Source organism: Bartonella sp. AA168HLJHH (assembly GCF_042197365.1).
Lineage (GTDB): Bacteria > Pseudomonadota > Alphaproteobacteria > Rhizobiales > Rhizobiaceae > Bartonella.
This window is the reverse complement of sequence record NZ_JBHIRS010000023.1, coordinates 1-12,886: the sequence shown is the minus strand read 5'-3', so window position 1 is coordinate 12,886 and position 12,886 is coordinate 1. Positions and strand designations below refer to the sequence as shown.

6 protein-coding genes and 3 pseudogenes are annotated in these 12,886 nt (G+C 36.9%); 7 read left to right on the top strand and 2 right to left on the bottom strand.

Annotated features, from left to right (window positions below; all coding sequences use genetic code 11):
* From ACFINM_RS08575 to ACFINM_RS08550, 6 genes are all read left to right on the top strand, one after another.
* Window positions 1-918: ABC transporter substrate-binding protein (locus tag ACFINM_RS08575; protein ID WP_375641088.1), on the top strand; the 918-nt coding region annotated here is incomplete at its 5' end.
* A gap of 361 nt (window positions 919-1,279) precedes the next feature.
* Window positions 1,280-2,896, top strand: a complete 1,617-nt coding sequence (locus tag ACFINM_RS08570) for an ABC transporter substrate-binding protein (RefSeq protein ID WP_375621722.1) — start codon at window positions 1,280-1,282, stop codon at window positions 2,894-2,896.
* A 110-nt stretch (window positions 2,897-3,006) separates the two neighbouring features.
* Window positions 3,007-4,080, top strand: a complete 1,074-nt coding sequence (locus ACFINM_RS08565; RefSeq protein WP_375641087.1) for an ABC transporter permease — start codon at window positions 3,007-3,009, stop codon at window positions 4,078-4,080.
* A gap of 2 nt (window positions 4,081-4,082) precedes the next feature.
* The gene (locus ACFINM_RS08560) at window positions 4,083-5,012 is read left to right on the top strand and encodes an ABC transporter permease (protein WP_375621724.1); all 930 of its coding nucleotides are present in this window, start codon (window positions 4,083-4,085) and stop codon (window positions 5,010-5,012) included.
* Entirely contained in the window at window positions 5,005-5,889 is an 885-nt protein-coding gene (locus ACFINM_RS08555; protein ID WP_273790733.1) for an ABC transporter ATP-binding protein, read from the top strand. Before ACFINM_RS08560 ends, ACFINM_RS08555 begins: the two co-directional genes overlap by 8 nt.
* Complete coding sequence (locus ACFINM_RS08550; RefSeq protein WP_375630491.1) at window positions 5,876-6,658, top strand: ABC transporter ATP-binding protein; 783 nt, start codon at window positions 5,876-5,878, stop codon at window positions 6,656-6,658. The genes ACFINM_RS08555 and ACFINM_RS08550 overlap by 14 nt, the downstream gene beginning before the upstream one ends.
* A 550-nt stretch (window positions 6,659-7,208) precedes the next feature.
* Here ACFINM_RS08550 and ACFINM_RS09975 read toward each other — a convergent pair.
* Window positions 7,209-9,130, bottom strand: a pseudogene (locus tag ACFINM_RS09975) (autotransporter outer membrane beta-barrel domain-containing protein); the annotation flags it as partial.
* A 1,563-nt stretch (window positions 9,131-10,693) separates the two neighbouring features.
* A pseudogene (locus tag ACFINM_RS09970) lies at window positions 10,694-11,119 on the bottom strand (autotransporter outer membrane beta-barrel domain-containing protein); the annotation flags it as partial.
* 1,522 nt (window positions 11,120-12,641) lie between these two features.
* Between ACFINM_RS09970 and ACFINM_RS08525 the strand changes: the two are divergent.
* Window positions 12,642-12,886 (top strand): annotated as a pseudogene (locus ACFINM_RS08525) (hypothetical protein); the annotation flags it as partial.

The window sequence follows — 12,886 nt, the reverse complement described above, 5'->3', positions numbered from 1 at the left end:
GGACAAGCGCCTAAACTGAAGCAGATTTTAATTCGCCATGTTGCAGAGCCCGGAACACAACGTTTGTTGTTGCAAAAACATGATATTGATGTTGCTCGTAATTTGACACCTGAAGATCTTGCAGATCTGCAAAAAACAACAGATGTTAAAGTTGAAAGAGTGTTAGTGCCAACTATGATGTACTGGGGATTCAATACGACGAATCCTATTTTTGCTAAGGAAAAAGTGCGCTTGGCGATGCGTTATCTCATAGATTATGAAGGTCTTGGCAAGAAGCTTCTCAAAGGGATTGGTATCCCACGGGCAAGTTTTATTCCTCTTGGCAATGTTGGGGCTTTGGATGAAAAAGAGGGGCAACCCTTTAAACTTGATATTCAAAAAGCAAAACAGCTTTTAGCAGAGGCTGGTTATCCGAACGGATTTGAGGCAAATTTTCTCGTGTCAAACACTCCTTATACTTTGTTACTTGCTCAGTCACTCCAGGATAGTGCTGCACAGGCGGGGGTGCGTCTTAAAATTGAACGTGTAGCAGGTACACAGTTGTTTTCAAAAGTTAATGCACGGGCTTTTGATACGACTTTTATCGGATGGAATAATGATTCTGTGGATCCTCATACAATGGCTTCACGTCTTATTTTCAATCCAGATAATCGTTTTGAGGCTAGAAATACAGCCTATCCTAGTTGGCAGCATGGGTATTTTGATGCCAATATGAATCAAAAAGTTGAAGAGGCATTATTTCAAAAAGATCCGCAAAAACGGGCACAACTCTATGCTGATTTACAACGTGAATTGATGCAAAAAGGACCTTATGCGTTTATCTTTCAACAATATAGCGTTGTCGCGATGACGCCTGATATCAAAAAGTGGGTTTGGAATAGTGCGCCGCGTATTTTTTATAGTAAAATTGAAAAATAAGTGTGTCTTTTTAGTGTTATCAAAGCTAAAAAGAGCTTAATCATAATTGCATGATGAAAGTATTCTCCCATATAAAGCTCTTCAGTTTTTTAAGGATGAAACTGTGAGGGATGTTTGTGTAGTACCAGTATATAATTAAGATCGTTTATAGGGAGCGATGAATATAGAAAGTTATATTGGGGAGGATCTTTGTTTATGGTTATAGATTCTCTGCATCCCGAATATAGACTGATGTATAAGAAAATTATTTTATAGATGCTTAGTTTGATTAAATGAAATTGATGTCTAATGCTATGCTATTTAAGCAAAATCACAATCACTTTGTGTGAAAAGGTAGAAGAATACAAAAGGAAGAGATAAAATGGGAAAACAAAGAATATTGAAAAAAATTTCTATTTTATTAAGCTCAATCGTTTTTTTTAATGGGGCTGTAACATCGGCATTCAGTGCCTCATCTAAAGATATATTGGTAATGGCATGGAATATTGATTCAATTAGTAGTTTTGATCCAGCGCAAACTGTTGAGGTTGTGACGAGTGAGTTATTGACGAATATTTGCAGCGCGTTAGTGAAATATGATGAGCATGATCCTACAAAAATTCGCCCTGCTATGGCAAAATCTTGGGACGTTTTAGATAATGGTAAAAGAATAGTCTTTCATCTTCGTGATGATTTAAAGTTTAATGATGGAAGGATGGCTACAGCGCAAGATCTGGTATGGTCGATGCGACGGATTATTAAATTAGGATTAAGCTATGCTCAATCTTTAATGGATTATGGGTTTACCAAAAACAATATTGAAACAAATATTCAGGCTCTTGACGATAAGACTTTACAATTAAAATTAGATAAACCCTATCCTATTCAGCTCATATTGACTGTTATTGGACAATCTTATGCTTCTGCTTTGCTTGATCGGAAAACAATTGAAGCACAGAGTATTAACGGTGATATGGGGAATAAATATTTAGCAACACATACAGCTTGTGTTGGACCTTATAAATTGGTGAGCTGGTCTCCAGGAGATAAAGTTGTGTTAGAGGCGACACAACATTATTGGGGCGATGTGCCTAAAATTAAGCAGATTGTTGTGCAGCATGTAGCGGATTCATCAAGTCAAAGACTTCTTTTGGAAAAAGGTGATGTGGATATAGTGCGTGATCTTTCTTCAGAGGATATTTTAGATCTTGAAAAAAAAGGAGGCCCAGTCAAAATTAGTCGTGTTTTGCGTCCGCAGATTATTTACCTATCGTTAAATAATAAGAATGCAATTTTTGCGAATGAAAAGGTCAGATTGGCACTTCGTTATTTGGTTGATTATGAAGGTCTTGGAAAAACTGTTTTGAAAGGGATTGCTATTCCACGGGCAACTTATATGTCTTTAGGTGTTCCAGGTGCTTTAGATGAAAAAGAAGGTTTGCCTTTTCAGTTGGATTTGAAAAAAGCAAAACAACTGATTACTGAAGCTGGTTATCCTAATGGGTTTAAAGCTAATCTTTTAGTTGGAAGCCTTAGTTATATGTCGTCTGTTGCACAGTCTATTCAAGCCAATGCACGCAAAATTGGTGTTGAGCTTACAATTGAAAAAATGGCACAAAATCAATTGTTGAGCCGTGTACGTGGTGGAAATTATGATACTGCACTTATGGGGTGGGGGAGTGCCGATCCTGATGGACATCCTGCTTCATTAAATCACGTGTTTAACCCTGATCCAACATTTACAAAAAAGCACAATATGTATTTAGCTTGGCGCGCTGGGTATTATGATGAAAATATTAATAACATGGTGATGGATGCTTTGTTTGAGCAAGATCCCAATAAGCGCATTGTGCGATATCGTACTTTACAGCATTATGTGCTAGAGCATGGTCCTATGGTTTATTTATTTCAGACATATTATACCGTTGGTATGGGACCTGATGTCAAAAAATGGATTTGGAACAGTTATAGACTTTATTACAATGAAGCAGAAAAATAAAAAGAAGCATGTTATAGAAAAGGATTGTAGAACATGCTTAATAAGAGATTGTTTTGTTATATAAAAAGGTATTTGCTTTATGTTTTGTCGCTACAGAGGGGATTTTTATAATGGTTTTGCCACTTTCAGAGACTGAAAGAGCTGTATCAGAAAAGCAGAAAAAATTATTTTTATGGGATTTTTTATGCAAAGGATTGAAACTTCTTATTTCAGTTTTTATCACATTGCTTGGGTTGGTGACGATCACTTTTTTTCTTGGTCATCTTCTTCCTCTAGATCCGGTTCTGTCTATTCTTGGTGATAATATCAGTCAGGAAGCTTATGATGCAATGTATTATAAGCTGGGTCTTGATAAGCCGTTGATTGTCCAATATTGGAAGTATCTTCATAATGTATTTTTGTTTGACTTTGGAGATGCTTTAACTTCTGGGCGACCTGTTCTAGCCGATATTATGCGTGTATTTCCTGCAACATTAGAGCTTGCAACCGTTGCTATTGTTATTGGCACAAGTCTTGGAATTCCATTTGGTGTTTTTGCAGCAATGTATCGCGATTCATTTATTGATTATGTTGTCCGTGTTTTTACACTTTTAAGTTATTCTACTCCAACATTTTGGCTCGGATTAATGGCGTTGTTAATATTTTACGCCAAGCTTGGCTGGGTTGGTGGCCCAGGACGACTTGATTTTCTTTATGAATATTCTTTTGAACCAAAAACAGGATTTTTCCTTTGGGATACTGCAAGCCAAGGACAATGGGAGGCTTTTGGTAATGTTTTTAGTCACGTTATTATGCCTGCTTTGATCTTGGCTTTCGGTGCTATGGCTTATATTAGCCGTATGACTCGTGGGTTTATGATTGAGCAGCTTAATCAGGAATATATCATTACTGCACGTGTAAAGGGATTATCGTGGGCGCGAACCGTTTGGGGGCATGCCTTTCGAAATGCTGCTGTTCAAATTATTACCGTTGTTGCACTTTCTTATGCTTTTTTATTAGAAGGGGCTGTTTTAACGGAGACAGTTTTTGCTTGGCCTGGTTTTGGACATTACTTGACAAATGCTCTTTTAGCCGGAGATATGAATGCAGTTGTAGGATGTACTTTACTTGTAGGATTTATCTTTGTCGCCATTAATTTATTTTCTGATTTACTTTATCGCATTTTTGATCCAAGGACACGTTGAATATGACAGTAAGTAATCATCATAAATCGCAATCATCATCTTTTTTGGGTAGTTGGTTAAATGATCCTGTTCCAAACTCCATAATTCAAGCGAACATACAAAGAATTTATCACGCACTGGCTAAGTTTTTTCATAACTTTTCGGCTGTATTCGGTCTGCTTATTATTTGTATTATTATCATATGTGCATTTTTTGCTCCTTGGATTGCTACGCATGATTTTCTTAGCAATGATCTGGGGCATCGGTTGCAGCCACCCTCTATGGCGCATTATTTTGGAACAGATGAATTGGGACGTGATATTTTTAGTCGCCTTGTTTTTGGTTCCCGTATTACTCTTTATGTTGTTTTTCTTACAACAGTTATTGTAGGTCCAATAGGACTTATTGTTGGAACTGTATCTGGTTATATGGGCGGATGGGTTGATACTGTGCTCATGCGCATTGTCGATATTTTTCTTGCTTTTCCAGGTTTGATTTTAGCTCTTGCATTTTCAGCCGCATTGGGACCAGGGATTGAAAATGCTTCTATTGCAATTTCAATTGCAGCATGGCCACCAATTGCACGTTTAGCACGTGCTGAGACTTTGACAATACGTTCTTCTGATTATGTTTCTGTAGTTCGCCTGCAAGGGGCCTCTGCTTGGCGAATTATTTTGTTTCATGTTGCGCCCATGTGTATTCCTTCAGTGATTGTACGATTAACTTTGGATATGTCTGGAATTATTTTAACGGCTGCTGGTCTTGGTTTTTTAGGGTTGGGAGCTCAACTTCCAAGTCCTGAATGGGGTGCGATGCTTTCTTCAGGGCGGGAATTTATGATGACAAATTGGTGGTTGGCGGCAATACCAGGCTGTGCAATATTATTTGCAAGTCTTGCTTTCAACCTTTTAGGTGATGGTCTTCGTGATGTATTGGATCCACGCAATGGGTAATAAATTATTAGAAGTAGAAGATTTACGTATTTCTTTTCCTACAACGCGCGGCATTTCAGAAGTTGTGCGTGGTGTTAGTTTTTCTGTTGGAAAAGAAAAAATTGGAATTGTTGGTGAATCCGGATCTGGAAAATCGATGACTGGGCGCGCAATACTAAGGTTGAGTCCAAAAGCAGCCATTGTTAAAGCTAAAAAAATGCGCTTTGAGGATGTTGATTTATTGGCCGCAAGTGAACCTCAGATGCGAAAAATCCGTGGGAAACGTATTTCAATGATTTTACAGGATCCCAAATATTCACTTAATCCATTAATACGGATCGGGGAACAGATTATGGAGGCTTACCGTATTCATTACCGTGTTTCAAAAGCTGAAGCGCGGGAGCGCACCATATCTATGTTAGAATCTGTTCATATTCGTGATCCTGAACATGTGATGCGTCTCTTTCCTCATGAAATATCTGGGGGGATGGGGCAGCGCGTGATGATTGCAATGATGCTCATTCCAAAACCTGATTTAATTATTGCTGATGAGCCAACATCTGCACTTGATATTACGGTCAGACGACAAGTTTTATCTGTATTAGATGAACTTGTGACAAAATCTGGAACGGGACTTATTTTCATTAGTCATGATTTAAATATGATTGCTGATTTTTGTGATCGTATTTTGGTGATGTATGCGGGCCGTGTCTTAGAAGAGTTGCCTGCTTCTGATTTGTCTCACGCTTGTCATCCTTATACAAAGGCGTTGCTCGCGAGTTTGCCACGGCTTGATAATCCAGTTGATATTTTGGCTGTTCCTGAGCGTGATCCTGATTGGTTGTATAATCCTACGATTGTTAATGGCGTTGAGGAGGTTCCTCATGACAAATTGTGAGAATATTATTGATGTTTCTAATTTATCTGTAACTTTTGGTCATAGGCATAGGGCAGTAACAGTTGTTAAAAATGTTAATTTTCATATTAAGCGTGGTGAAGCTTATGGTTTGATTGGTGAATCCGGATGTGGAAAGTCAACTATTTTGAATACATTGGTGGGGCTTATTCCAGATTATAGTGGAAAGTTTCTTTTTGCTGGACAAGAAGTTGAAAAGAAAAGAAGTAAGGATTTTTTACGCTGTATTCAAATGGTTTTTCAAGATCCTTATGCTTCGCTCCATCCAAGAAAAATGGTCCATACGGTTCTTTCTGAATCGCTCAAAATCCATGGAATGGATAAGCAAAGAGAGCGGGTGGAGGATGCTTTAGATTCCGTTGGTTTAGATTCTTCATTTCTTTATCGTTATCCTCATGAGTTGTCTGGAGGGCAGCGTCAGCGTATTGCTCTTGCACGTGCTTTAATTATTGAGCCAGAGGTGTTGTTGCTTGATGAGCCAACATCTGCATTGGATGTGTCGGTACAGGCTGAAATTTTAAACTTGTTGAAATCGTTGCGAGCGAGAAAAAAGCTTACTTATTTGATGGTGTCCCATGATCTTGCTGTTGTTGCACATATTTGTGAACGTGTTGGAATTATGCATAAAGGGATTATTCTTGAAGAGCTTAGCAATGATGAATTGCGTAATCTACATGCGCAACACGATTATACAAAGGAGTTTTTTGAAGCAAGTATAGAGCCTATTGTCCATAGAGAGCAAAGAGCATGATCAATTTTACAGAAGAGAAAATGCAATTTTATTTGTTTTGAAGTTTCTGGAGATGTTTGGCGGCATTGTTAAGAGGGAAGGGGATAATAGGATTTTTTCAGTATGAATTTTCTGGGCAGTGTTTGAGCTGTAATATTTTAAATCCTATTAGAACTTCCATTTTGAAATATATGAGTGACTTATAACATACATCCCTTTGTTTGATATTATTGCATTATTTTTTACTTATCATTTTATGTTCAAAAGTTTTATTTTTGGATTTTAAGCATTAAATTCGTGAGAAATAACAAAAGATAGTAATGTTGTATTTTCTAGAAAAGCTTCTCATTATTTTACAATATCATTTTGTTTTTGGTTGTTCTCTTTTTTACAATTTTATTCTTTATAAAAAGAATTTTTTGTAAAAAACATCCAATGGTCAATGAATGTCTTCAAATATTTCGCTGTTCTCTATTTAAAAAAGCGCTTAAAAACAGCTTATAATAAACCAAAAAGGCAGCAATATACTGCCTTTTTGTTAAATTGAATAGGCTATTTTTACAGTTTTGATTTAAAACTGATAGAGTATTCCTCCTGAAAAGCTTGCACCACTTATACCAGTTTTTTGAAGCTTTTGTTGATAGCTGACATCACCATGAAGGGAGAGGTTAGCGGACAATTATGCACCAATACCAAGCCCACCTTCAACGGAACTTCCCGAGGGGTCACATTTATAATACTTATCAATATGGAATGTCTGATCATCACCAAAGGTTTTGATTAAGTTTACTTTTCCATAGAAAGACATAGGACGGCTGTTTTCAGTGGCAATGGTTTTTGTCAAACGTCCACCAACACGGGATTATCCATTGAGAAGGATTTTGCATCTCAATGGTCAGATTATCAGCATCTTTAATGGTATCAAACATCAAATGTTGATAGGCAAGCTGTGCCTGCGGTTCGAATGTTACGGCTTGAATACCCGTTGCAAATTGTTTGCCAACAGTGGTGGAGATACTCAACATTTTGGCGTTTTTCAATTTTGCAGTTTTACCAATAAGAGCATTGGTGATATCTCCCTTTATTATCCCATAGGATAAAAGCGTATCAAGGTAGAAACCATTGTCACGCTGTTTACTGCCATAGGCGGCGGTGAGTTGAAATGACTATTTATTCAATATGCTCTTACTTGCTGTCTTGCATATCTTTGGGGGTGAAAGAGAGTTGCCCGTAGGTTCGGACAAGACCCAAATGTGTTGTAGATATTTTTCCCTTCTGCGCGACAAGGTTAATAGCTCCTTGTAGAACAGCATAGTGAAGATGAGCACTGCTATAACCATATTTACTAGGAGCACTACTTATCAGAAAATAAGCTTCCTGTTTCTCCATAGGCGTATAAGAAAAAGCCATTCCGTTTGTCTTATTCTTTCCTTAAGACAGATGTCGCATATTGGCTAACAGTTGCACTTTGCTTATCCATATCGGTCAATCCAGCATACAAGAGAGCACATGGCATGATAAAATAGCTTGTATTTATGGCACGATGGTTTTTACTTTTGAGTCGCTATCAAGCAGTACTGGTTGTAAGCGAAAATCCCAGAAATTTTTATTTTCTCCTAAAAGGTTTTGTTCAGCATTTGTTTTACTGTGGTTTGATTTTGGTCCATAAGCTTTCAGTATATATTTATAAGGTGAACCACTTATTGTGATATAGTCCTGTGCAAGTTTGAAAGAGTTTTGATTTACTTTCCCAGAAACTTGAATGAGTGAAAGACCACGTGCACTGGTAAGAGCAGAAGCATCTGCTTTAATATTGTTCTTTTCTAAATGTCCAGTGATATAAACCAGTGTAGTCCCTGAAACATCACCGTGAATCAGAAGATGGTCAGCTTTTTGTTTGTTTATGGCAGCATTATCACTCCATTCGACGTTGAAATGAATTTCTGCTTTTCCTGTAGCATTGTAGACTTTTTTAGTATTTGGTCTGCCAGATCCTATGTGCAACGTGTGATAATGATCTTCAGTTGGCTCTTCAAAAACAATAGAGCTGTTATTGATGTTAAGGACAGAAATATCAGAACGTGCTCTTTGAGCAATATCAAGCAGTTTTTTGTTCTGGCTTTTTTTATTTGTGCTTGTTTTCAATATCCATTTCGTATTGTTTTGCAAATCAAAGACTGTTTTGAATTTTTTTTCAGAGCTCACTTTGCCGTCTAAGATGGAGTGATCGGCGTTTAATGTAAAAGTGAAATCATTTTTTTTCGTTGAAGCTTCGGTTACTAATAAAACATTGGCACGGATTTCTGAATTTTTGAGATTGGCTTTACCAATTGATTCATTTGCATTAATTCCAGTACCGTTTTTAATATGAAGTTTTGCATTGGTTAAATTGATTTCTGATGTTTTATTGTTCTTAGATTTTTCAAATGCTATACCTCTATCTTCTGCTGTGGCAGAAACATTTGTTACATCAATATGTCCATTGTTATTTACAACAAATGCACTATTTTCGGCAATTATTGTCCCTCCACTCATTTTGATTGTGCTGCCATTTTCTGAATAAAGTCCGATCTCAGCATTTTTAATCGTTGTATGGCCATATAATTCAACTAAACTGCCAACATCTTGGCTTTCCGCACCGAATCCATTACTATCTGCTGTTATTAGAGTAACATTCGTGGCTTTAATATGTCCACCGTTTCCGGCAAATAATGCAGTAGTTTTACCTTGTACTGTTCCTTCCGTTATGGTGATGGTGGATTTTGAGTCTTTTGCATAGAGCCCACTGTCATCAGATGATGTAATTTGAGCATTGTCAGTTAAAGTAATAGTGCTGCCGTTTATGGCAGATACTGCTGCACCTTTTGCGTTAAATGATCCTCCAGAAACTGTTATTTGAGAACCATTATCTGAAATTATGCTATTGATTGCTTGCGGAACGGTTACATTTTCTAAAGTAATGGCACTTCTTCTTGCGATTATTGCATTGATTAGTAGTGCATTATCCTTACGATTTAATATCGTTACATCTTTCAGTTTGTTATTGCTCTTGTTTTTTAATAAGTGAACGCCTGCTTCGGAAGCAGTAATGGTTCCTCCGATCATTTTGATTGTGCTATCGTTTTGCGCATCAATTCCGATTTTAACGTCACTGATCGTTGTATTTCCAAGCAATTCAATCACACTGTTAGAGCCAGAGGCTGCTGCACCAGCAGCTACACCACTGCCATTATTAGTTGCTTTTAAAGCAACATTTGTAACCGTAATATGGCCACCTATGTCTGCTTCTAAGGCTGTATATTTTCCTGTCACGTTTCCTGTTGTCATTGTAATTGTGGATTTTGAGTCTTGTGCATAGAGGCCTGCTTCATCATGTGACGTAATTTGAGCATTGTCCGTTAAGGTGATACTGCTACCGTTTTGAGCACATATTGTTGCATAGCTTGAATCAAATGATCCTCCAGAGATTGTTATGTTAGAACGATTATTTGCAATTACGCTGTTGCCTGTTTGAGTCACTTTTACATTTTTTAAAGTGAGACCACTTTCTTTCTCTAGAAGAATTCCTTTGCCTGAATTTCTATCTTTACCGGTTGATATTATTACATTTTCTAGTTTACTTTCGGTGCTCTTACTATTCACGAAGCCAACACCAGTTTTAGAAGTTGTAATAGTCCCCCCAATCATTTTAATTACGCCACCGTTACTTGCCACAAGCCCAACACCAGCATTCTTAATCGTTGTATTGCCATATAATTCAATCATACTATTAGCGCTATTGACTCCTGCGCCTATTATAGGAACATCAGTGACCTGGCCCCCATGTTCATTTGTTGTTAGAGCAACATCCGTGACCTTAATATGTCCACCGTTTTCTGCGACCAACGCTAATTCTCCGGTTACTGTTCCTCCCGTCATTGTGATGGTAGAATGTAAACCATTTGTGTAGAGTCCTTTGCTATTCGATGATGTTGATGTAACTTGAACGTCACCTTTTTTATTGCTGGTTAAAGTAATGTTGCTGCCGTTTCCAGCGTATACCCCTACGTTTTTTCCCTCAAATGATCCTCCAGAAACCGTTACTTTAGAATGATTATTTGCAACTATGCCACTTTTTGCCCGCGTAACTGTTACATTTTCTAAAGTGACGTTGCTTTCCTTGTCTGCACCTATTCCTGTGATTTTAGGCTCTTTATTGTTACTGCCCGATATTTTTACATTTTCTAGCTTGTTTCCATTGCTCTTACTATTATAGAAACCAGCACCGGTTGCAGAAGCTGTAATGGTCCCTCCGATCATTTTAATCATTCCACTGTTTTGTGCATGAAGACCGATTACAGCATTCTTAATTGTTGTATTCCCATGCAATTCAATCACGCTGTTCGGACCGCCGGCAACAACTGTTCCGATTTTATCATTCGTCGCATTTAACGCAACATCCGTGACCTTGATACGTCCACCGTTTTCTGCAACCAACGCCATTTTTTCTGTGATTACGCTTCCTCCCGTCATTTCGATTGTGGTTTCTGAATCTGTTGCATGGAGTCCAGTGCCATGAGATGATGTAGTTTGAACATTGTTAGTTAGAGTTACGCGACTGCCATTGTAAGCAGATATTGCTGCCTTTGTGGCATCAAATGATCCTCCCAATATCGTGATTTCAGATTTATTATTTGCAGTAACGCTATTCATTGCCTTAGTCACCTTTAGATTTTCTAAAGTGACTTCACTATTTTTGTCTGCAAATATTGCAAAAGTTAGTGGAGCTTTGCCTTTGCCACTTGATATTATTATATCTTTTAGCTTGTTTTCAGCATTCTTACTGTTCAAGAACTTAGCTCCAGTGTTGGAAACTGTAATAGTTCCCCCAGTCATTTTCAGTGTAGCACCATCTTTTGCTTCAAGACCGAAGAAAATGCTAGAACCAGTTCCTTTAATGGTTGTACCATCCAGTAATTCAATCGCAGTATTAGAACCTTCAGCTGTTATAGCGTGCGCATTTGTGCTTATGTTGGTGTTTGTTTTTTTGTTTCCGATTATCGTCAAATGCTTGCCGATAATTTGACCACTTTTTTTTGCGTGAATAATTTCATAGGTTTCGTTGGAAACTTCTTTTTTACTTTCTGAAATTTCAAGATTTTTAGCTTGTGCATTAAGATTGATACCAAAAAGTACAACTGCCACAATTGCTGTACAGGATAGAAGAATTTTTTTAGGCATCAGCCTACTCCTTTTAAAGCCCCCCAACATTCATTTTCCCGCTAACTTCATAAGCAGAAGTGAAAATAGATATTGCTTTTATTTTAATAACACAGCACTTTGATATTTTATTTTGCTTTTTTTGTCAAAATTAAAGTTGTATTTATGTTTAATTATGTAATATTAAATTTATTTCATAATGTATTTTTATCTAATTATATTTTAAAAATAAGTTTTTTATTAATGGTACATATTATTTTATATCAATATTCATTTATTTTAATATTTATTGATGTATAATTAAAGAAATACAGTTATATAAAATAAATTAAAAAATATAATATAAATAATAATAGTATTGTTTTTAATATTGTACATTTTCAAAAAAATAAGAGATTTTATAGTTTTAAAGTTAATAAATAATAAATATTTTTGTGTGTAATTTACTTTATACTTTATATTGAGTGGAAAAGGTGAAATTAGAGTGGATATGTGATAATTGATTGTTCTTACCTACATTATGTATCGAATGAGTTTTTGACAGCAAAAATGAGAGAAGGCTTTAATAGAGCGTTGAGGGTTCTTTGAGTGCTCAGTGTCTTCTTTGAACAAATGAAATATAAAAATATACAGAATCCGCTGATAAGCCACAATTTCCGAAAGGCTACATACTATACAAAACTCCGTTGGATGTAGTTTGACATTAGGTTTTGTACTAAGTGGGGAGAGGTGAGATTAGTTAGAAATACGTGATAATTTATTGTTTTTATGGTTATTTTTTACCATTAAATGCGCGTTTTGTAAAATGGCATGGGGCAAGGACCATCCCGTTTTAACAAGCGCCATTATCAAAACCATTGCCGCCCTGATGGCTTTTAACATTGCTCTACGTGTGTTGCGCTTTACCATGACTGGCGCACACGTCTTGGTTTATTTTGGTGCTGATACCACCACCATCACCAAATGGAAAAATATCATTGCTGCTGCTTTTGATCTCTCTTCCCATTGGCAAAAGTTTAAACAAGGACTTTCCTCTGTTGTCGAGTGGTT

Coding starts and splice junctions, on each gene's coding strand:
- ACFINM_RS08570 (WP_375621722.1), top strand. CDS start 1,280: ATGGGAAAACAAAGAATATTGAAAAAAATTTCTATTTTATTAAGCTCA.
- ACFINM_RS08550 (WP_375630491.1), top strand. CDS start 5,876: ATGACAAATTGTGAGAATATTATTGATGTTTCTAATTTATCTGTAACT.
- ACFINM_RS08565 (WP_375641087.1), top strand. CDS start 3,007: ATGGTTTTGCCACTTTCAGAGACTGAAAGAGCTGTATCAGAAAAGCAG.
- ACFINM_RS08555 (WP_273790733.1), top strand. CDS start 5,005: ATGGGTAATAAATTATTAGAAGTAGAAGATTTACGTATTTCTTTTCCT.
- ACFINM_RS08560 (WP_375621724.1), top strand. CDS start 4,083: ATGACAGTAAGTAATCATCATAAATCGCAATCATCATCTTTTTTGGGT.